Origin of the sequence: Sulfoacidibacillus thermotolerans, assembly GCF_003144315.1 — a bacterium.
GTDB lineage: Bacteria > Bacillota > Bacilli > Alicyclobacillales > SLC66 > Sulfoacidibacillus > Sulfoacidibacillus thermotolerans.
Genome location: NZ_MPDK01000028.1, coordinates 1 through 20,804, shown reverse-complemented (window position 1 = coordinate 20,804; position 20,804 = coordinate 1). Strand labels below are relative to the sequence as shown.

21 protein-coding genes and 3 pseudogenes are annotated in these 20,804 nt (G+C 46.0%); 13 read left to right on the top strand and 11 right to left on the bottom strand.

Translation table 11 applies throughout. The annotated features are described in order from the left end of the window. The first annotated feature begins 47 nt into the window (after positions 1–47). From BM613_RS12365 to BM613_RS12355, 3 genes are all read left to right on the top strand, one after another. Positions 48–350 (top strand): integrase core domain-containing protein, encoded by a 303-nt coding sequence (locus tag BM613_RS12365; protein ID WP_181363136.1) that lies wholly within the window; start codon positions 48–50, stop codon positions 348–350. Positions 351–556: 206 nt separating this feature from the next. Continuing rightward, the gene (locus BM613_RS12360) at positions 557–1,516 is read left to right on the top strand and encodes an ABC transporter ATP-binding protein (RefSeq protein ID WP_181363135.1); all 960 of its coding nucleotides are present in this window, start codon (positions 557–559) and stop codon (positions 1,514–1,516) included. Then, positions 1,516–2,292 (top strand): ABC transporter permease, encoded by a 777-nt coding sequence (locus BM613_RS12355; RefSeq protein WP_109431488.1) that lies wholly within the window; start codon positions 1,516–1,518, stop codon positions 2,290–2,292. Before BM613_RS12360 ends, BM613_RS12355 begins: the two co-directional genes overlap by 1 nt. 304 nt (positions 2,293–2,596) lie before the next feature. Here the strand turns inward: BM613_RS12355 and BM613_RS12350 are convergent, their stop codons facing one another. Further along, positions 2,597–2,848: a hypothetical protein gene (locus BM613_RS12350; RefSeq protein WP_109431487.1), complete on the bottom strand. Its 252-nt coding sequence runs from the start codon at positions 2,846–2,848 to the stop codon at positions 2,597–2,599. Positions 2,849–3,052: 204 nt separating this feature from the next. Between BM613_RS12350 and BM613_RS15855 the strand changes: the two are divergent. The 3 genes and pseudogenes from BM613_RS15855 to BM613_RS12335 form a co-directional block, all read left to right on the top strand. Further along, positions 3,053–3,190, top strand: a pseudogene (locus tag BM613_RS15855) (transposase); the annotation flags it as partial. A 34-nt stretch (positions 3,191–3,224) separates the two neighbouring features. Further along, entirely contained in the window at positions 3,225–3,962 is a 738-nt protein-coding gene (locus BM613_RS12340) for a transposase (RefSeq protein ID WP_245926386.1), read from the top strand. Positions 3,963–4,118: 156 nt separating this feature from the next. Further along, positions 4,119–4,334, top strand: coding sequence for a hypothetical protein (locus BM613_RS12335; RefSeq protein ID WP_109431484.1), 216 nt, complete (start codon positions 4,119–4,121; stop codon positions 4,332–4,334). Between the two features lie 518 nt (positions 4,335–4,852). Here BM613_RS12335 and BM613_RS12330 read toward each other — a convergent pair. The 3 genes and pseudogenes from BM613_RS12330 to BM613_RS15845 form a co-directional block, all read right to left on the bottom strand. Continuing rightward, positions 4,853–6,190, bottom strand: a pseudogene (locus tag BM613_RS12330) (IS1380 family transposase). Next, a complete protein-coding gene (locus BM613_RS15850) occupies positions 6,183–6,377 on the bottom strand; it encodes a hypothetical protein (protein WP_181363132.1) in 195 nt (64 codons plus the stop codon). The pseudogene BM613_RS12330 and the gene BM613_RS15850 overlap by 8 nt, the downstream one beginning before the upstream one ends. A gap of 35 nt (positions 6,378–6,412) precedes the next feature. Further along, positions 6,413–6,586 carry a transposase gene (locus tag BM613_RS15845; RefSeq protein ID WP_181363131.1) on the bottom strand — a complete coding sequence of 58 codons (174 nt, stop codon included), beginning with the start codon at positions 6,584–6,586 and terminating at the stop codon, positions 6,413–6,415. Positions 6,587–6,699: 113 nt separating this feature from the next. Between BM613_RS15845 and BM613_RS14915 the strand changes: the two genes are divergently transcribed. Further along, complete coding sequence (locus BM613_RS14915; protein ID WP_146192813.1) at positions 6,700–6,882, top strand: hypothetical protein; 183 nt, start codon at positions 6,700–6,702, stop codon at positions 6,880–6,882. 95 nt (positions 6,883–6,977) lie between these two features. Here the strand turns inward: BM613_RS14915 and BM613_RS12320 are convergent, their stop codons facing one another. From BM613_RS12320 to BM613_RS15345, 3 genes and pseudogenes are all read right to left on the bottom strand, one after another. Beyond that, on the bottom strand, positions 6,978–7,301 hold the full coding sequence (locus BM613_RS12320; RefSeq protein WP_109431482.1) for a hypothetical protein: 324 nt from the start codon (positions 7,299–7,301) through the stop codon (positions 6,978–6,980). A 162-nt stretch (positions 7,302–7,463) separates the two neighbouring features. Beyond that, positions 7,464–7,694 carry a hypothetical protein gene (locus tag BM613_RS12315; protein ID WP_109431481.1) on the bottom strand — a complete coding sequence of 77 codons (231 nt, stop codon included), beginning with the start codon at positions 7,692–7,694 and terminating at the stop codon, positions 7,464–7,466. 203 nt (positions 7,695–7,897) lie between these two features. Beyond that, positions 7,898–8,125: pseudogene (locus BM613_RS15345) on the bottom strand (transposase); the annotation flags it as partial. 6 nt (positions 8,126–8,131) lie between these two features. Between BM613_RS15345 and BM613_RS15840 the strand changes: the two are divergent. The 6 genes from BM613_RS15840 to BM613_RS15835 all read left to right on the top strand — a co-directional run bounded on the left by BM613_RS15840 (position 8,132) and on the right by BM613_RS15835 (position 17,451). Next, entirely contained in the window at positions 8,132–8,503 is a 372-nt protein-coding gene (locus tag BM613_RS15840) for an integrase core domain-containing protein (RefSeq protein WP_181363129.1), read from the top strand. 290 nt (positions 8,504–8,793) lie between these two features. Continuing rightward, complete coding sequence (locus BM613_RS12305; RefSeq protein ID WP_109431479.1) at positions 8,794–11,613, top strand: SNF2-related protein; 2,820 nt, start codon at positions 8,794–8,796, stop codon at positions 11,611–11,613. 28 nt (positions 11,614–11,641) lie between these two features. Then, a complete protein-coding gene (locus BM613_RS12300) occupies positions 11,642–12,382 on the top strand; it encodes a hypothetical protein (protein ID WP_109431478.1) in 741 nt (246 codons plus the stop codon). Between the two features lie 13 nt (positions 12,383–12,395). Continuing rightward, positions 12,396–14,258 carry a site-specific DNA-methyltransferase gene (locus tag BM613_RS12295; RefSeq protein ID WP_109431477.1) on the top strand — a complete coding sequence of 621 codons (1,863 nt, stop codon included), beginning with the start codon at positions 12,396–12,398 and terminating at the stop codon, positions 14,256–14,258. Positions 14,259–14,274: 16 nt separating this feature from the next. Next, the gene (locus BM613_RS12290) at positions 14,275–16,914 is read left to right on the top strand and encodes a restriction endonuclease (protein ID WP_109431476.1); all 2,640 of its coding nucleotides are present in this window, start codon (positions 14,275–14,277) and stop codon (positions 16,912–16,914) included. Between the two features lie 339 nt (positions 16,915–17,253). Next, positions 17,254–17,451: a 5'-nucleotidase gene (locus BM613_RS15835; RefSeq protein WP_425450698.1), complete on the top strand. Its 198-nt coding sequence runs from the start codon at positions 17,254–17,256 to the stop codon at positions 17,449–17,451. A gap of 641 nt (positions 17,452–18,092) precedes the next feature. Here the strand turns inward: BM613_RS15835 and BM613_RS12280 are convergent. From BM613_RS12280 to BM613_RS15830, 4 genes are all read right to left on the bottom strand, one after another. Then, positions 18,093–18,380, bottom strand: coding sequence for a transposase (locus BM613_RS12280; protein ID WP_219930687.1), 288 nt, complete (start codon positions 18,378–18,380; stop codon positions 18,093–18,095). A 299-nt stretch (positions 18,381–18,679) separates the two neighbouring features. Next, positions 18,680–19,306, bottom strand: a complete 627-nt coding sequence (locus BM613_RS12275; protein ID WP_109431474.1) for a DUF998 domain-containing protein — start codon at positions 19,304–19,306, stop codon at positions 18,680–18,682. A 316-nt stretch (positions 19,307–19,622) separates the two neighbouring features. Beyond that, a complete protein-coding gene (locus BM613_RS15135; protein WP_181363128.1) occupies positions 19,623–19,778 on the bottom strand; it encodes a hypothetical protein in 156 nt (51 codons plus the stop codon). Continuing rightward, entirely contained in the window at positions 19,762–20,091 is a 330-nt protein-coding gene (locus BM613_RS15830) for a transposase (protein WP_109431473.1), read from the bottom strand. Before BM613_RS15830 ends, BM613_RS15135 begins: the two co-directional genes overlap by 17 nt. Positions 20,092–20,804: the final 713 nt, after the last annotated feature.

Here is a 20,804-nt window from a genome sequence, read left to right as displayed (position 1 = left end):
TTCAAAGCAGTTAGTGAAAGGTGATCACAAAAGGGAAATGCTGTTTTTTGCTTTTCAATTTCTGTCCATTTGCTTGCTGCATAGCTGAGGGGTCTCCACTTCATCAAGCAGTAACGACGCATCGTCCAGCTGAAGGTCCAGCTGAAAGCGCGATCGTTCGCTCCGATCGTAGAAGTCAGTACACCAGTCACGAATATCGCGAACAACTCATCAAGCAAGGCATTCAGCAATCCTTTTCAGCCAAGGGATGCCCTTATGACAATGCACTTAATGAAAGTTTTCATGCCTTACTCAAGAAAGAATTGGTCTACAGAACAATTTTTACATCTTATGAAGACGCAAAACCGTAATGGTTTCAGTATATTGAAGGGCGATACAATCGTAACTGAATGCATTCAGCAATTGGGTATAAAACCCCGTAGCAAATGGAGGATCTATTATCTAAAACCGTGGCTTAAAAAGTTTTCCTTTTTGTGTCTATCACCTTGACAGAAGTCCAGTTTTCCCTAACACTTTTTAAACGTACTCTTATAGGGGATAAAGGGGTGGTACTATGTTGCTCGAAGTAGACGGATTAGTCAAACGTTACAAGACCAAAGATCGCAAGGTTGTCGAGGCCGTTAAAGGGATTGGTTTCTCTCTTGAAGCGGGACGCATTCTTGCGTTTTTAGGGCCCAATGGTGCGGGTAAGACGACTACTATCAAGATGATCGCGGGTCTGATTAACCCGGATGAGGGCGATGTGACAGTGAACGGATATAGTGTTTCCGGTAAACCGAAGGAAGCGCTGCGGGAGATTGGCGCTGTACTAGAGGGAAGTCGTAACTTGTACTGGCGGTTAACACCACTCGAAAATTTTGAGTATTGGGCGGGGATCCGTGGAGTATCTCGAAAAGTGGCTCGTGAGCGTGGACGCGAACTGATGTCGGAGTTAGGTTTGGAAAATAAGCTGGGGAGTACAGTGCAACAACTTAGTCGTGGTATGCAACAGCAGGTGGCAATCTGCGCTGCACTTATTCATACGCCGTCTCTGCTGTTACTGGACGAACCAACACTTGGCCTCGATCTAGACGCTTCTGATCGGATTCAAGAGTATGTTTTAAAGTTAGCTCACGAAAGAGGCGTAGGAATTGTTCTCACAACACACCAGATGGAGATTGCGCAAGCGTTAGCGGATTATGTGTCTATAATTCAAAGTGGAACGCTCACGCTCGAAGGACTAAAAAGTGAAGTTCTCGAACGTTATGCAGGACGCAGTTACCTGTTTGAATTAGGGGCGGTTGCCTCTGTGGAAGTGCGTCGCAAGGTGGAAGCCAGGGGTGGCGTGTGGTCGAGTAAAGTAGAGTTTCGTGTGGTATTAGATGATCCGACTGACATCTATGACCTGATGCGTGTTTTAGAACCTACTGCGATCGTGAAAATGGTAAGAGAAACGGCGGATTTGGCGATGATTTTTCGCGAACACACACGTATGGCTTCTGCCTCCGAGGAAGCGTTGCGGGGGGTGACTTCCTAATGCTTAATGCCCTAACTGCTGAATGGCGCCGTGAATGGATACAACTTCGCCGCTATCCTACTGAAATGTTGAGTGAACTGGTAGTGATCGTGCTGGTTTTTTATGGACTATTTCTAGGGGCTTCTTATATGGCTGGTGGAGCCATTTTTAGCGGACGTTTGAGCGATATTATCGTCGGGTACGTACTATGGACTCTATCGATGATGTCCGTGGGAACGATGGGATGGACAATTTCCAACGAAGCTCAAAACGGTACTCTGGAGCAGGTGTTTCTGAGTCCTTTTGGGGCGTGGTTTATCTTACTTTTGCGCAATATGGCAAGTGTTGTGATCAGTTTGTTGTTCACCGTTATTACGCTCTTTTCTGTGATGGCTATTACTCATCATTACTTGGTCGTAAGTCTGTGGGATGTCGTTCCAGCGCTGCTGATGATCGCTAGCGCAATGGGTCTCGGCTATCTCGTGGCTAGTGTGACGATTCTCATGAAGCGTTCACAGCAACTGCTTAACCTTTTGCAATTCATTTTGCTCTTTCTCATCATGTCACCGACTGCTAGTCTAAGTGGGCCATGGAGATGGGTAGGCATTATCGCACCATTTGCTCCTGTCGTAGCTTTGCTAAGGAATATGATGACAAAGGGGGAAAGTATTCTTAGTGCAGGAGATTGGTTAATCTGGAGTGTTGTCAATGCTGTGTTATGGCTACTGGTCGGTCTCACTGTTTTTGCTTGGGCGCAAAAGAAAGCCAAACGCCGAGGGAACTTGAGCCATTACTAATCAGGAATTATGCAGTTGCTGTAGGAATTTGGATTTTGAAATGCATGAAAATTTCGCGAAAATACCAAAAACCACTTGGATTTCCTGAAATACACCAAAAATCGCCAGGGAGGCATCTAACTGCTTCTCTCTAAGCGATGTGTGTGAAACGTGGCTCGTTTATATATACTTGGATTCAAGGAACTCGTCTTTTAGCAGTGTTAGTAGTGCCCCTGTTCTGCGTACGCTCTGGCATTGATTCGACTTCTCGCTACTTTTGTCGCAGTTAGGACTTTTCAAAGTTCGTGGCGTAGCCACCTAGGTTTTAGCATTTGTTTACGTCATTGGTCTCATTAATCGTTACCTGTTGGTCAACGCCTTGGACGTGTTCTTCAACGCAGACGGCTTGCTGCAGCGTATGATCGGAATCCAAAGAGTTACGCAATCGGAACTCAGATGTTTCATAATCGGATTTTCCCAATGGGATGTATTCAATCAGAAACGCACGTCCCGCCTTCAGGAAGATCCGGATACCGCCCTCAAGGAAGGGGATGTAGTTGCGCTGGATGATACGCATTCCGCACATCCATATGCCAAGAATATCCCATTTCTGTACTGGCTTTACGACAGTTCGAGCAAAGTATACACCTGGGCGATGAATATCGTCGCCTTACACGCAGTTCTTTAGAACGGCCTCGAATATCCTTGGTCGTATGCCATCTGGACAAAGCCCAAAGAAGATTCGGACCCAAAGCAGTCGAAATTGGATTTGTCTTGGCAAATGCTCCTCGATCTTCGCAAACAAGTATCGTGCAGGCTTTGGGTGGTCATGGATCGCTGGTATTTCAGTAAACCTTTTTTGAGCCAGCTTGCATCACAGCAATTCGACTGGGTCACGAAAGCCAAACGCAACACCCAACTATTTCGCCGAGTGATTGAACCAGGCACCGGCCGTGAACGGGTGTGTACCTGTACGTCCCAAGGATCTGATTCAGGAAGTCTATCCACTGCTAATGCAGCAGCGCGATGTGGAGGTTGCCTCTGTCGCTTGCGGGAACATTTATATGAAAATGCCTGTGAAATCGGTGAACCACAAGGGCGATGAACACGTGAAAATGAAGTATACGCCCATTGCGGCGGTTGTCGGTCGGCGAGTAAAACAAGATGAATTGATCACGGAACCAAAGGGGCTTATAAACCCCAACACACCCGTGGATCAGGATGAAGTGGTTGCCGAATACAAAGGCGCATATCTCCTGATCAGCAATCGCCACGATGCACCTCAGGAAGTTCTGGCCGCCTGGTTAAGACGATGGAATATTGAAGTGCTGTTTCGCACCGCAAAGCAGAAACTTGGCATGCTGGACTGTCATTCTGACAATGAGAATCACATTCATGCACACCTGACACTGATGTTTACTGCCGAAACGCTCATTCGGTACTTGCTTTGGGAACAACGAAAAACAGCGGGTGAAGAAGATTGCACCCACGGCCAAGTGATCCGCAATCTGCTTTGCATCCGCTGTCATATCCGACTAGTCGCTCGAAAAAACGAGCCAAACTCTATCCTCATTGATCTTGACACAGAAGCAAAGCGATTTGCAACATTCATTTATAGCTTTTGGCCGCCATTTTTAAAATTGCAATGGTGTTACCCTGCTAACAACCAGTTATTGAGAGTAACTGCATAGGTCATGTGTTAATTTATCACTCTCCATTATTTTGAAATAGGATAGAAATCTATTGAAAATTTTAGATTCAATCTATCCGCTAGACTGAAGATTAATATTCGTAATGTTGATAAATTTACAATGAAACATAAAAAAATTCTAGGGAGGTAGTTAGATATGGAAGCTTTAACCACAATGGATTTATCAATTGTTGCAGGTGATGAAGAAGCGGCAATTGGGGATTCAATTCTTGGTGGTCTAACTGGTGTTGGTGTTGGTGCTGCAGTTGTTGCTTTAGGTGTGGCCACTGGGGGAGCCGCTTGGGTTATTCTAGGTGTAGGAGCGGCTATAGGGGCTGCTGGAGGTTATCTTGCTGGAGACGGTACTTTGTAACGTTTAACTACAAAAGTACTGGGCTTGAAGAACTATTTCAGATTGTAGTTCTGTAATCTGGGACCGTTCTCCAAGATATAAGACTAATTCACTTATTTAGGATGGTGAAAAAAACGATGATGTTAATTTGGTATTTGTTGGGTATCATTCTTATTTCAATTACTGTAGTATCTAAAAAAAATTACCTATATTATCCAACCAAGAGATGGTGAGGGCAATTAATTTCGGAATATTAATTGCAGTGACGGTTTTATTTTGGGTGTTGTTAGTTCTTAAACAATTTAATATTTTATTTTAAATTTATGAGCTTTGAAATTGGAATTTAAATATAAAACCTGAATCCGTGACACCGGCATCAAAATCCTGAGGCATGCCCCGTGCCCGTCCTCTGACACCGCTCAGGCAGTTGTTTCGTGGCCCCGTCCGATCAGAAGACCTCGGATTCAAAAAGTTGTCCACATGTGAATACGCCTCACGATCTCAGGCGTTGTCCACAACTGTATAAATGGCACGCACATTCAGCCAAACGCTTGGTACAACCGCACAAACATCAACAACCACCGATTTCCTCGCCCCAAGCGTAGCCGTGTCTGACGCGTAAGCCTCGTCATTTTCGCTGCCAACGTGATCAAGTTCTGGATCACCGTACGAATGCGACGTCGCTGTACCTTCTTGCGCAGCGGTCCATCTTGTACTTGGAGACTTTCTTGGCCGATGATGCGCAGCAAATTGTAAGTCAAGAAGCCGAAATGTAACACCAGATCATTCGTCGCAAACTTCCCCGACGGCAACCGTTCCAGATCTAGGTCCGTCTTGATCTCGCTGTGAAACTGCTCCATCGTTCCATGGGCGTGATACAGATCGATGATCACGGATGGCGCATCCGGCAAACTCGTCAAGTACACGGCCAACTTAATATTTGGAAGCAACAGCACCTGACCGTCACTTTGGATCGTCCGCTCGATCACTTCAAAGACCATGCGGACGGGCTTTTCCAATCCTCGCATCGGAGCCATGATCGATCCCCGATACACCTTCTTGCCCTCGCGCGCTTCACTATAGGTGCCATGCTGCTGCGCCGTCATGAGCCAGGCCTCGGGGCTCTCTTTTCTCAGATTCTTCTTGATCATAAAGTCGGCGCCCGTTTCGTCGTTTCTGCACACGACCAGATTCTCAACGCTGTCGTTTCCCGCGTCCATTCTCACCAGCAGTCGCCGGTCCGAGATCTGACGGGCATAGCGGATACTCTGGCCAAGAAACGCAGCCGTGCCTTTTTGGCAGTGAGTGCTCCCCGTTTGAAACTCCACATGGGCGGCGTATCCTTCCTGACCAAGGTACGCGAAGATCGGTGCATAGCCATCACACCCCTTGTACGTGAGAGATACCCCCTCTTTCTTGGTGCCCGAGTTATCGAATGGCGACACATCGATATCCAACGGGAGGTATACGCGCTAATCTTCGCCGAGGACCATGGGCGTCAAGGGAGCATGGACCGTGCGCAACAGGCGAGCCGACTCCTCGAGAATGACGGACTGCCAGCCGCGGTTTTGATCCGGCGCCACCAGATCCAGTCGTTGGCGTAGCGTGGGGCTCGACGGCACATCGGTGACGCGCAGCGCTTCGGGGAAGAATTCATCGTAGCGAAAGGGTTCTATATGGTCAAAGTCACTCTTCCCCTGACACAGGAGACCGATATAGGCGTACGCGACATCACGGTTAGCAATTTCGGTATACGTGCGTCCGGGAACGGAAATCGCGTTTAGGCGGTTCGATAGACGTGTTTTTTCAAGGAGCAAGCCGACCAATGCAAGGCCCGAATGAGTGGTCAACACCTCATTAACACAAGACCTATGCAGTTACTCTCAGTAATTGGGTATTGGTAGGTTCAAACCACCCCAATTCCAGTTTAGTTGGCCAAAATTTATGGATGAGTCTAGCAAAGTCTTTTGCTTGTGTGTCAAGATCGAGCATGATCGAATCTTGCTCATTTTGCCGAGCGACTTGACGAATTCGACAGCGGATGCAGAGCAGATTGCGGATCACTTGTCCGTGTGTGCAATCTTCCTCGTCCGCTGTTTTTATTTGCGCCCATTGCAGAGATAACGGATGAGCGTTTCTGCAGTGAACAGCAAGGTGAGATGCGCTTGAATGTGATTCACATTTGGCGAGTGACAGTTCAGCATCCCCAGTTCCTGCTTGGCCGTATGGAACAGGATCTCGATGTTCCATCGCTTCAACCAGGCGACCAGCACTTCTTGGGGCGCATCATGGCGGTTGCTGATCAGGAGATACGCGCCCTGTACACCTCGACTTGTTCTTGTTCATCATCAGGGGCACTGGGTTCCACTAGTCGGAGCGAGTTGGTATGCGGATTATCGGCTTTGACCCGTTTGCCAACCACGGCGGCGATGGGCGTGTATTTCATTTTCGTCACCCGTTTTCCCGTGCGATTCACCGACTCGACGGGCATTCAGGTAAAGGAGCTATCGCGGATTCCGCAATTTGTTCAATAACAATCAATTCCCTGATTCAACCACCATCTGCATAACTCATGATACTGTATATTATTATTTATAATATTCAATTAATTTTAGTTTCAGACAGGGCTACATACTTGCATATATTTTTGCTTAACGTCTACTATTAAACCAAACTAATAAACGAAATGATCCCTACAATTACCCCGCCCCAAACGAGTACTTTTAATTGTGTGCGGGTCATACCAGACCCTTTCCCATACTTTAGAAATCCATAAAAAACCATGAACGTAAAGGGAATCAGCGAAAAGTCAATGCCCCATGTAAAATGACCCTTCCATAAATATAATAGGGTTGAATATATTAGTCCTAGACCAGCAATGAACTCTATGATTGCAAGTTCACGCTTTATATTTGTTTTTATTACACCTATAACAAGCAAGAAAAAAAATACAGTTATCGGCAATAGTATGATAAGATCAAACTCCATCAATATCCCTCTTTTTAAAAGCATAATTTATATGTATTTCAGATTATTTTTTCAGTGAAATGTAATCTAAGAAGTTTGCTAATACAGAGTAATTTTATTTTACTCTGTATCAGCTACGTCTGCAAAGTTAAACAAAAAACCAATTAACAGCAAATACAGAACTTAAATTGGGCCATTACCAAGCAAATATCCTCCGCCTACAGCAGCGACCCCCAAAATCCCATCTGCTACCCAACCAATAGGAGTTAATTCCACTCCTATGGCAGCTGCGCCAAGGAGAATGCCACCAGTGCCAAATCCCCAAGTTGCCACGCCTGCCAATGCCCCGCCAATTCCAGTTTCAAGATTCCCAGCGATGGGAGTTTCTTCTTGAAGTAATTCTATTGCTTCCACAATATCACCTCCTAATTTCATACACTATCAAAGTATCGCAGATCAATCCTCAGTCCCGCGGATAGATTCAATCTAAAATTTTCATTAGATTTCTATTATATTCCAATATGGTAGAAAGATATGCAAAGCAAAGTTCGCTCACTGTAACCACGATCAAGTCCTAAATGTGGTGTAAAATCATCTTTGGTAGAAATCGCATGACGTTAACGAATCTTGCTAATTTTTGCATCTTGTTTTTCCTGTTTTTTCTGCTCCTCTTTCCACAGAAAGTACCCCTGCATGTCAAAATAGCGATGACTCGTTTGCCATTTCTCGTCCATTTCCATGAGCAATGCGCCTATGAGTCGCTTCACAGAATCGCGATTAGGGTAGATGCGAATGACCCGATCTCGTCTACGGATCTGTTCCACACCGTTTGTAGTGCGCAGACGCTTCAGATGGCTTTATGGAAACGGCAATTGTTTGAATCAGATAATAAGCCTGTGATTCGCTCCGACAATGGGCCGCAGTTTGTGAGTGAACGATTCGATGCACGATGTATCGAATGGGGTTTAGAGCACGAACGAATCCCGCCAAGAACACCGAATATGAATGCGCACATTGAGTCTTTCCACCGCAGGCTGGAAGATGAATGCTTGTCTCGGTACGAATTTGAGAACTATGCGGAAGCATACGAGATCGTGAGTGATTTTATGGATTTTTACAATACGAGGCGCCTGCATTCGAGTCTGCGGTATATGTCACCGGTAGCTTTCCATGAAGCGCATAAGAACAGAGGGCTTACGCCTACAAAAGATGTGAAAGTATAGAAATGATATACAAACGTATAAAGTAAGCCTTTGCCCCATAGCTGCAAAAACCCAAGCGGCGGAACGGAAATCAAGGGCGGCCGGAGGGCGGCAAAGCGAACCCTTGATTGGAGAGAAGGCGGTTGGTAGGATCGGCAATCTATGGGCAAGGGCGAGAAACTAAGGTAGAGACAGATAAACTGAGATATTGTCCAAAATAAAGGGGTCAATCCAGTCGTAGATTCTGGTAGTCTGTAGTAAAATGGAAGACGGTAAATTTTGCGGTATCTTTCATTGAAGGGAAAAATGCAATGTCGACACCGTATCATTCGAAACTTTGGGCGCATCTGCTAACTTTGCGTGCTGCCGCCGATGATTTTGATAGAATCACTCGATCTATAGCGAATGCTAGGGTTGACGTAAATCCTCATCAGATAGATGCAGCTCTATTTGCACTACGGTCACCACTGTCACAAGGCGCTATTCTCGCCGATGAGGTGGGACTTGGCAAGACGATTGAAGCTGGTCTGGTGTTATCACAACGCTGGGCGGAGCGCCGTCGAAAACTGATTGTCGTCGTTCCAGCCACATTGCGTAAGCAGTGGGCGATGGAACTGGAGGAGAAATTCCATCTGCCGTCCATCATCCTTGAAGCAAGGTCCTTCAACAGCCTATTGCGTCAAGGTGTTACGAACCCATTTGATCTGCGTAATCTGGTGGTCATTTGCTCCTATCACTTTGCGGCTGCAAAGTCGGAATATATATCTCAGGTATCTTGGGATCTTGCAGTGCTGGACGAAGCACACCGTTTGCGGAATGTATACAAATCAACAAACAAATTGGCGAAGAACATTCAGGCAACGTTGGCCCGTACGAAAAAGCTTTTGCTTACGGCTACGCCGTTGCAAAATAGTCTGATGGAGCTTTATGGGCTTGTTAGTATCGTAGACCCGAACGTCTTTGGAGATGATAAATCGTTTCAAGCTCAGTTTGCGAGACAGTCGTCTGAAGAGCGGAATCGTTTACTTCGGGAAAGACTAGTTCTCATTTGCACTCGGACCCTGCGGAAACAAGTACTAGAATACATACGGTATACGAATCGGATCCCAATCACGCAGGAGTTTACGCCAAGTGATGATGAACATCGACTCTACGAAGAGGTCACGGAATACCTTCGCCGAGAAGTCCTCTTGGCATTGCCAGCGAGTCAACGCAGTCTGATGACGCTCGTATTGCGCAAGCTGCTTGCTTCATCGACTTTTGCGATTGCGGGAACGCTTCGTGGTCTCATCCGGCGCCTGGAAAATCTTCAACCGATGAACGTGGAAGAGGTGGCAGATGATTACGAGGGTGTGGATGAACTGGAAGATGAATGGGATGACACAACGGAGCAAGAACGTGTCGATCCGCAACTTCTGGCGGAGGAGTTATCGCTTTTACGGCGGTACGCTGATTTGGCAGAAAGCATTCGATACAATGCGAAGGGCGATGCGCTTCTCACCGTGCTGGACAAAGCGATGGATAAGGCAAAATCCCTTGGTTCTAAGGAGAAAGCGGTTATCTTTACAGAATCACGACGAACGCAGCAGTACCTGTTCCAACTCCTGACGGATAACGGCTATGAAGGCAAAATCGTACTCTTCAACGGAATGAACAACGATCCCCTGTCCACAAACATATACCAAGAGTGGTTAAAGCGACATGAGGGTGAATCCGTCATCACCGGGTCCCGGAGCGCAGACATTCGTGCGGCACTCATCGAGGAATTTCGCGATAGAGCGGCGATCCTCATCGCCACGGAGTCCGCTGCGGAAGGTGTGAATCTCCAGTTTTGTTCGTTAATTGTAAATTACGACCTGCCGTGGAACCCGCAGCGTGTTGAACAGCGAATTGGCCGTTGTCACCGGTATGGACAGAAACATGATGTGGTCGTTGTAAACTTTTTGAACAAGAGGAACGAAGCCGATCAAAGGGTATACGAATTATTGGCGGAAAAATTTCAGTTGTTTAGTGGGATTTTTGGCGCCAGTGATGAAGTCCTTGGAGCGCTGGAATCTGGAGTCGACCTCGAAAAGAGAATCGCTCAAGTGTACCAAGAGTGCCGAACGGTCGAGGAAATCAATTCTGCCTTCGACGCCCTGCAAAAGGAATTGGAGTCGTCGATTGAAAGCCGTTTGACTGAAACCCGGCGGGCGCTACTGGACAATTTCGATGAGGATGTACACGCCCGACTCAAGGTGTATGAGGGGCAAGCGACCGAACGGTTGTCGGAGCAGCAACAATACCTGCTGTCACTTGCGAAAGTAGAACTGGCAGAAGATGCGTTGTTCGATGAAACTGCACCCCGATTCAGGTACTCTGGAAATGATGCGCCATCTGGGACGTATCACCTTGACTGGAAAGCCGCAGAGGCAAATAGCGACAACTTCTTTCGGATCGACCATCCATTGGCCCAAGCCCTTGTGGATCGGGCCGTTTCGAGGGAACTGCCACCTGCTGAACTTGTCATCCGATATTCTGATTATGACGGTTTAATCAGTACCGTTCAGGCGTTAAAAGGTAAATCCGGATGGCTTCAAGTCGCTGAATTAGCAGTTGAATCGCTCGAGTTGGAAGAGTTTCTGTTGTTTTCCGGGATGACGGATAACGGAGAAATCGTGGATGAAGAGACCTGTTTGAAACTCTTTAAGCCACAGGCCGTGGTAAGACAGATCGATCCAACGGCAAAACCAACGGCCTTGGTCGAGCAAATCGGAGCGAAAATCGTCAAGGAGAAGCTGCATTTTGTCGAGGAGAAGAATGGGCGCTTCTTTGATGAGGAAGTTGCAAAGCTTGACCGATGGGCGGACGACTTGAAGTTTGGATTGGAACAGGAAATTAAAGACCTCGACAAGCAAATTCGGGAATTGCGTCGTGCTTCCACCACTGCGATCTCTCTTGCAGATAAACTGGCGGCGCAAAAGGCGCAACGTGACATAGAGACCCAGCGAAACAAGAAACGGCGGGAATTGTACGAAGCACAAGACGCCATTGATGCGAAGCGCAACGAACTTATTGAAAACATCGAGCGTCAATTGAAACAGACCCATCGTTTGAAACCGTTGTTTACCGTTCGCTGGACAGTAGTGTAGTAAGGGAACTTCAGAAGGAGGATTTTTTGTGCCAATACCTATTACATGGAGAGTTTCACAACAAGGCATTGTCACCGCAGTCAGTCATGCCTGCGAGAAATACTTTTACAGCATTGATAGACCCGGAATGAATGACCGTCCTCCATCTGAGAGTTTAGATGACAAGATTATGGGATTCGTTGCTGAAGCCGCCGTGATTGAGTACCTAAAATCGCAAAATATAAGTTACGTTTCGTACGACGACATTCGTACTGACGACTTTCAAAATCCTGATCCGTGGGACATTGCAATTGGCAAGAGCACGGACGTTACGACTTGGAGATTTTTGAAAACACCTCCATCCTCAATGACAACTGTATCGATAAAGTCCTCGAGGTTGGTCCAAGGAGAAAATCTAGCTAAAGCGGTCAAACATAGGGATTTCAAGATTTTCAAGAAAACCAGCACCATTGCTAACGATATTTCGACTGACTTGGAATTACAAGTTTATTATGAGTATGACAGAACTCAACTTGGTTCATTGGAAATCACAGAAGATGACATCATTCGCAGCAAGAGTCGGGGGGAGTATGGAGATATAATTGCTGATCTCGATATTTTTCAGAGGTGGGGAGAGTGCTATCTTGTTGGATTTAACGACAAGCAGAGTATTGTACGAGATTCACCTCAACTGAGATATCCGACTTGGACTTCATTTGGAAAGGTAATGTGGGCGGCTCCGCTGCGGTTAGGAAAGGATATGTACCTGTTACAACAATACAATAAGTGAGGGAGCGATCAGCATGGAAGGTAAAGTAGAGCTGAGGTCTGAAAATATCTCAAATAAGATCTTGGAAACCATCAAAGAAAGCGTCCCCGGCGTTGTTTCTGAAGGACGAATCGATTTTGAGAAATTACGACAGATGCTAGGGGAAAATATTGAAACTGGCCAAGAAAGATTTGGCCTTACGTGGCCGGGTAAAAGCGAAGCAATTCGTAACGTCCAATCACCAAGTACGGGGACCCTACGGCCAGCAGTTGACAAATCCAGGTTGTTTGTTGATGCGGAGAATGTCCTCATCCGTGGTGACAATCTGGAAGTCCTCAAACTTCTTCAAAAATCATACCACGGTAAGGTCAAAATGATTTACATCGACCCGCCCTACAACACAGGCAAAGAATTCATTTATCCTGATAACTTTCGAGAAGGTTTGGATGATTACCTCAAGTTTTCTGGGCAAATCAGCGGGGATGGTATGAAACTTACCACAAACGTGGAAGGGGACGGCCGTTTTCACTCCAAGTGGTTAAGTATGATGTATCCCCGGCTATTCCTAGCTAGGAATCTTTTGAGGGAGGATGGGGTCATTTTCGTATCAATTGACGACAATGAAGTCCATAACCTTCGCTCGATTATGAATGAGATTTTTGGTGAAGAGAACTTTATTGCTAACATTGTGTGGCAAAAAAAATATTCACCGCAAAACGATGCAACATATTTCAGCGACATGCACGACCATATCGTCGTATATGCACGCCATGCAAAGATGAACAAGTCAGAGGATACCGGTTGGAATCGTAATTTGCTCCCAAGGACCGACGAGCAGAATCAAAGATATAAAAATCCAGACAACGACCCAAGGGGTCCGTGGAAAGCAGCGGATTTATCGGTCAAGACCTATTCGAAATCGTATGATTATCCAATTACCACCCCATCAGGCCGCATTGTGAATCCGCCAAATGGGAGATGCTGGGCAACCTCTCGTGAACGAATGGAAGCGTTAATTGCAGATAATCGAATTTGGTTTGGAACTGATGGGAACAATGTCCCCGCACTAAAGAAGTTTCTATCGGAGGTTCAGGGAGGGAATGTCCCAGTAACCTGGTGGAAGCGTGAGGACTGCGGCGACAATCAAGAAGCGAAACAAGAGTTGAAAAACTTGTTGCCTGGGGTGGATACAATCTTTGACACCCCTAAGCCAGTGCGCCTAATTCAAAGAATGTTGCAAATTGCTACGTCACCGGATGAAGAAGCAATTGTCCTTGATTTTTTCGCAGGTTCGGGAACTACCGCTCAAGCGGTGCTTGCCCAGAACCAGGAGGATGGGGGCAACCGTAAATTCATTCTCGTTCAATTACCTGAGCCCACAGATTCAGAGAGTTACCCAACGGTATCAGATATTATGGAGGAGCGGGTAAGAAAAGTTGTTGATGATTACAATCGGGTTCGTGAAGACAATGGGGAATCTCTCTACGGATTCCGGGTGTTCAGTTTGGATTCAAGCAGTTTCAAGACATGGGATAACAGTCAGGTATCCACGGCTACACATGCACTTGAAGATCAACTGAGGCTCTTTGTGGACAATGTTAAGCCAGAACGTACCAAAGAAGATATCTTATACGAACTCATATTGAAGACAGGATTGCCTCTAACGGCTCGCATTGACTCTACCATTATTGAGGGGCAAGAAGTGTTTTCAATAGGGGGCGGTGTACTTTATATTTTCCTTGAAGACCCAATTCAAGAAAAGACTTTATTCGGAATGATTGATCAAGGTACACGAAATGTCATATGTCTTGACTCTGCATTTCATGGGAACGACAACCTTAAAACTAACATCCGGTTGAGAATGCAGACTGCTGGAATTGCATTTCGTACAGTGTAAAAAAAGGAGATAGCTCATGAAGATCAAGTTTGAGCGCAGTCAGCAGTACCAACTTGATGCCATCCAGTCCGTGGTTGATATTTTTTACGGTCAACCGCAGGCATCCGGGCAATTTGAAATGCGTTTGGACACTGGATTCAGCGGTCTGATGACGGAGCTTGGATTCGGTAACGAGCTCTTAATTGACTGGAACACTATTTCGGACAATGTGAAACGAATCCAAACAAGAAATGGGATCAATCAAGCAGAAACCCATGATGGCATGGACTTTTCCCTTGAGATGGAGACAGGAACGGGTAAGACGTACGTCTACCTACGTACGATTCACGAGTTGTACGCCAAGTACGGTTTCACGAAGTTCATCATTGTGGTGCCTAGCGTGGCAATCCGTGAGGGTGTCATGAAAAACCTAGAAATCACCCGTGAACACTTTGAAGACATCTACGGGCGACATCCATTTGACTACTGGGTGTACAATTCGAAACGAGTCTCGTCACTGAGGCAGTTTGCCACATCAAATCAGTTGCAAATTCTTATCATCAACATTGATGCTTTCAACAAGAAGACGAACAATGTCATTCACCGGGAGAATGACCGTCTGTCCGGGCATAAACCCATTGAGTTCATTCAAAGCACACGTCCCATTGTGATTTTGGATGAACCGCAGAATATGGAGAGCACTCAGGCTAAGGAAGCTATCGCTAGTCTGAATCCGCTCTGCACGCTTCGATACAGTGCAACGCATCGAAAATTGTATAACCTTTTGTATCGCCTTGGCCCTGTTAAGGCATACGAAATGAAGCTGGTCAAGCGGATTGAAGTGGATTCTGTAATAGACGATCCGGACTTTAACCGTCCTTTCATTCGTCTCGAGTCCATTACTCCGACCAAAACGAAGATCACTGCGAAACTGACGATGGATGTACAGGGAGAAAACGGCCCGTCTCGAAAAACGGTCAGTGTGAGTCGAAATGGAACGGATTTGTTTGACGTATCGAATGGCCGTGCTGCCTACCAGGGATACATTGTGGATCACATCGACGCAGGGAACGGGTACATTGCCTTCACGAATGGAATCACCATTTACGTGGGACTGGCCATCGGGGCTCACCAGGATGATGTCATGAAAGTGCAGATACAAGAGACGGTCAAAGAGCATTTGGAAAAAGAATTAAGGATTTACAATGAGTTCTCTGAAGGCAAGCGTCTTAAGGTGCTATCGCTCTTTTTCATAGATCGGGTGGCTAACTATGCCGATGAAGAAGGTAAGATTCGAAAATGGTTTGAGCAAGCATATACAGAACTGGCTCGAAACCCGAGATATTCGGTATTGGGACTGCCACCTGTCGAGAAAGTCCATAATGGCTACTTTGCAACTGATAGAAAAGGCAATGTAAAGGATACGTCAGGGAATACGCAGGCGGATGATGAGGTCTATGAATTGATCATGAGGGACAAGGAGCGTCTCCTTTCGAGAGACGAGCCTATCCGGTTTATTTTCAGCCACTCCGCTCTCAGAGAAGGCTGGGACAACCCGAATGTGTTTCAGATTTGTACGCTCAATGAAACCAAATCTGAGATCAAAAAGAGGCAGGAAATCGGTCGAGGCCTTCGTCTTCCTGTGGATGAAACGGGACAACGCATTATGGATCATCCCATCAATCGCCTTACGGTGATCGCAAACGAGAGTTATGATGACTTCGCACGCTCGTTGCAAACTGAGATCGAGGAAGAGACAGGTGACAAATTCCCGAAACCGGACAACAAGCGGGAACGAAGGACCGTACGCCGTCGAGAAGACCTGCGTGATAACAAGGATTTCGTTGAACTTTGGAAGCGCATCAAACACAAGACACGGTATTCTGTTGAATACGACACGAAGGAACTCATTGAACAGGCAGCCTCAGCAATCAAGTCAATGCCAGCGGTCAGCACGCCTTCAATACATGCAGTAAAAAGTGGGATTGAAATTACAGAACAGGGTGTAACTACGAAGATGCTTGGTGTTCGGCAACAATCGGTAACACAAGGCAGCGAAGTCCCAGATCTCATTGGATATATCCAAAGGCAAACGGAGCTGACACGTGGCACCATTGCGGAAATTCTGATTCAATCCGGGCGGCTCAGCGATGTGTTTGTGAATCCGCAGCAGTTCCTTGATTTTGCAACCCGTGCCATCCGTGAGATGTTGCAACGTCTGATGATTGAAGGCATCAGGTATGAGCTGACGGGCCAGGAGTATGAGATGCTCAAGAAATTCAAGGAAGACGACGGTGGGTTCGAAGAGGAATTGAGTCTGTATGAGAGCCGAATCGTGAGAGTGACTAAATCAGTGTACGATCACATTGAGGTTGACTCAAACGTTGAGCTTGAATTTGCAAAGGCCCTGGATACGAGGGAGGATATCCGTTTCTTTGTCAAGCTGCCGGGTTGGTTCAAGGTCGATACGCCAATCGGCTCGTACAACCCTGACTGGGCCATTGTGAAGCAGTCAAAGGACGAGGGCACCAAGCTGTATCTGGTTCGTGAGACCAAGGGTTCGACGTATCTTGGTGATCTCCGGGACAGTGAACAGGCGAAAATCAAGTGTGGTGAAGCCCATTTTGGCACTCTCAACGTCGATTATCGTGTTGTGAAGAGCGCTCAAGAGGTTTGACGTTTGGGTCGCATTTGTTACCTATCGGATATTGAAGCGAGTGGCGCTTTTACCGTGGGATGGATGGAGGAGTTTCGTGAATGAAACGGCTTTTTGTGAAACCGAGAGTTCGTTAGGGGGTCACCTATGTCGCTGGATCTTTCTGATACACTAGTTGTTTGGGTTTCGTCAACAGCTCTGTATGTTATAGAAGAGATATATACATGCTTTTTAGAGAATTACCGGCTTCGGACCGGGATTCTGCCATGGAGATCTATAGACAGAAAATGTTCGAGAATGAGGATGTACCGTTACAGAATGGGGTGGCGCATCCACTTGTACGTGCAATGTTTAAACTAAATATGCACCAAAAATTCAGGTGAGCTTCCACTTGTTGAAGTCGTGATCATGTCGAGTAACAGTCCTGAAATCGGATTTCGAGTTCTAAATAGCATTCTCAACGATGGACTAAATATCACTCGTTCCGCTTTTACAGCGGGAGATTCGGTTGTTGACTATCTGGAGGCTTTCAATGTTGACCTCTTTTTTTACCATTAATGTTTAGGATGTACAGAGAGTAATTGATAGCCGTGCATGTGCTGCTGCCGTTTTATCAACGGTGCCCATAGATGTTGTTTTTGTCTAAATCTCAGTGGCTCACATTGATCTAGACAAAAACATGGTTCAGTCGCAAACTCCATTCCCCATGGACCCCGTCACTTTGACAGAGTCCAGCGAGTCATCGCCGCTTCGGCTCACTTCTTCTTGTAGCAGGGGGAGGGCGAGTGCTCGAAATCAGTTCTTTCGAGTTCGCATTCCAAACATGCTCAAGTAACATAATCACCATGAGGCGATTGATGTTAGCTGGGTGTGCCATATGTAATATCTTACATATACACCTGGTTTGGACGTTCAACCTTAAACGGTTGGTTTAGTATATTGTAATTTACAGGCGGTTGTGTTTAGAATTGGTTGTCGCCTTATATTTGCGGATTGTACGGTTTCTTAATCTATAATTCCATATAATCCTATCCACATAAACGTCGAGAGGACAGAAAGATTTGATGGATACGCCGTGTCAGTTTTCGGCATCACTGCTTACGCTCACTGTCAAGGTGCTTAAGCCATGCATACATACAGTACTTTGCACATCCTCTGAACCGAAAAGTCGAAGCGGTGATCGTATATGAATGGATACCTTACTTCCGGTCTGGGCTTACGATGCGCAACGCCTTTTTTAAGATTTTATTCTCCTCCCGCAACTCACGGTTCTCACGCTCCAAATCTCTTGCCGCTTGGGCTTCCGGCTTGAGATGTCCGCTACCCACAAATGGATGTTTAGGGTCATCTTTATACTGAGCAATCCAACCGTAATGCATCTTTGAAGTGATTCCAAGATCACGTGCTACCTGGGAGGCAACCTTCCCCTCCTCTACAACCAGTTTAACGGTATTGAGTTTAAAATCGTTGTCGTACTGTCGTTTCAACATGAACACCTCGAATCAAAGATTTACTTATTTTCACATTCTCGATTCGTTGTGTCCACTACTACAGCCTAAAACCATCTCTGTCATGCAGCTCTTTCCTCGGTGCTAAATAAAAACGTGCCTTCTGTATCGATTATAGAACCAACGACCAAACATTTCTCAATCACAATGCGACTCAGTTGGATGATTGCGTAATACTCAAGCCCGATAGCTGAATAGCGGACACATAAGGCGGGTGTATGTTCATGTAAAGTCTTTTACGAATCCGCTTTGTCAATTGAGGGTCAAGATGTCCTGTGTTAATGCACCACCCTAATCGTGTACAAAAAGGTCCAGCCGACTAAAATCAGTAACCAAGCATTGATGGTCAACAGGAACGCCCGTTCAGTTAGACCCAACCACCGTCGCAGTTTTGGAAGTAGTACAGTGACAAATACGATCACCAGCAATGGTGTTGAAATCTCAGCCAAGATCATCAAAACCCGGTATATGCCGTGCAGTGCATTAAATGTGCTGAGATTGCGGGTAAGGGTCGTGATCGCTGACACGCCAGCAACAAAACTCAATGCTGCCAGAATCATGTGAGCGATGCCTTGAGGAGTCACTTTCTGACCCGATAGGTCCGTAAGGACGAAAACCATTGCCAAACGGCTGAGGGCCAATATTGCCAGCCACACCAATCCTGTGCGTGTTAACGGTGGCATGCCAACTACTTGAACGAGTACGGCAAGCAGTAGCAATATGCCGATGCCATTGATGGCAGTGCTAGAACGAGCCAGCACACTAAATTTTCCGACGGAGTAATCACTTATCGTGTTGTAAAGTGGGTTTTTACCGGTGGGGAATATATGAAGCACAATCAAGAAAGTGAAGTAAGCAATGAATGCCAATAAACTCGCAGCCGCCAAAACTGACTCTTCGATCACGGTTCACCTCTGTCCCCGGGTTACGGCTATTCTTTACGTAACTGTTTGATACTGTCCGACGGACACTGTACCCCGCCCCGTCCCTGTCAGTAGCAGCTGATGGGAACTTTTTGCTGCATCGTGGGAGCAGTCCTGCACCTCCATCGTACACCGAATTGGCAAACAGTACAATGGAGGAATCGATCAGAATTGCCCTTTCTGATCGCCCCACTCGCAAGGTAGACAACATGGTGTGGGATATACTCGCGAAGTGAAACAAAGCATTCACTTGTACGAAAAGGGCATTTCGAGAAGAGGTCCCTCAATGCGAAATGCCCTATTTATCCAACCAATGCCTTCGAGATTTGTCCCCGATCAGCTGGATCTCCGCCAGAACTTCTTGCTGTACCACATCGAGCGACTGCAACCGCTGATCCACGAACGCCTGCAACGCTTCTTGCAACTGTCCAAGCGCATCATGCAATGGGATCATGAAAGGACGCTTGAGATAGGATGTCCTCGGGGGAAATGGCCGACATATCGTCTTGCATGATCGCGCACAACGGAGATATATGGAGCGAGTTCGCGTTTCCAGTTTCGTGGTATTCTACGCGATATCGAGAATGAGTGCGACTTGGGAAATCCGACATGATCTCAAGTTTAATAATGTCCGCCTGGCGTTCTTCTGCCACTTCACGCAGGATCGCTTTTATCCTTTCCTCCATTTCAGTTGTGAGTACACGGCAACAATACTTTGGGCACCACATGACATGATATTTACAAGAGTAGACAACGTTAGTCTGGATTTATATTCCATAGAAGTAGTATGTTACAACGATCTATCTAATGCGATTGAAAAACAAAAGATTCGCCTGACGGCAAACGCCTTATATCCCCATCGCTAAAGTGCAAGGTGTTACAGTGCATTTGGTAACGAAAACTGCGTAAGAGAAAAATCAACTAAAAACGCAATTGCCGGGATCAATACAGCTAACATATCACAAATACTGTAATTTGAGTTGGTTAACTGAACACTGATCGTTTTTCAAATCAAGCAGAAAATCGATTCTGCAAAACGTTTATTATTATATAGGCGGTTTCTCTTCTTTTTTCTATGCAATATTTGCTAGGGAAGTCCCAACGGAACGTCGATCAAATTCTTCATTCTTATAATCAGAATAAAAAGTTAATCTTGCATTCGATGGCAATCCAATCAAATAAAAATGTATTGAAAATAATATATTCATAATGTATTATTTAATCATTATCATGTATGAAGAAGGAAAGCGGATCAATACAAAAAAATAAAAATAGCGGCTAATGCGTGCTAGATTTCATAAAAAGCTCTATGGCTCATGATTCGGTTGGAGATGATTCCAGCCAGTCGTTCTATCCAATTCGGGGCAACTAAAATCTGATTGCCAAAGCGTTTCTAAAATACTTACCCCGCCCCCGATCAATAAGAAAGGAGATGGTTGTTTGTCATTGTTCACTACAAAATTTCTTGTCATTGATACCG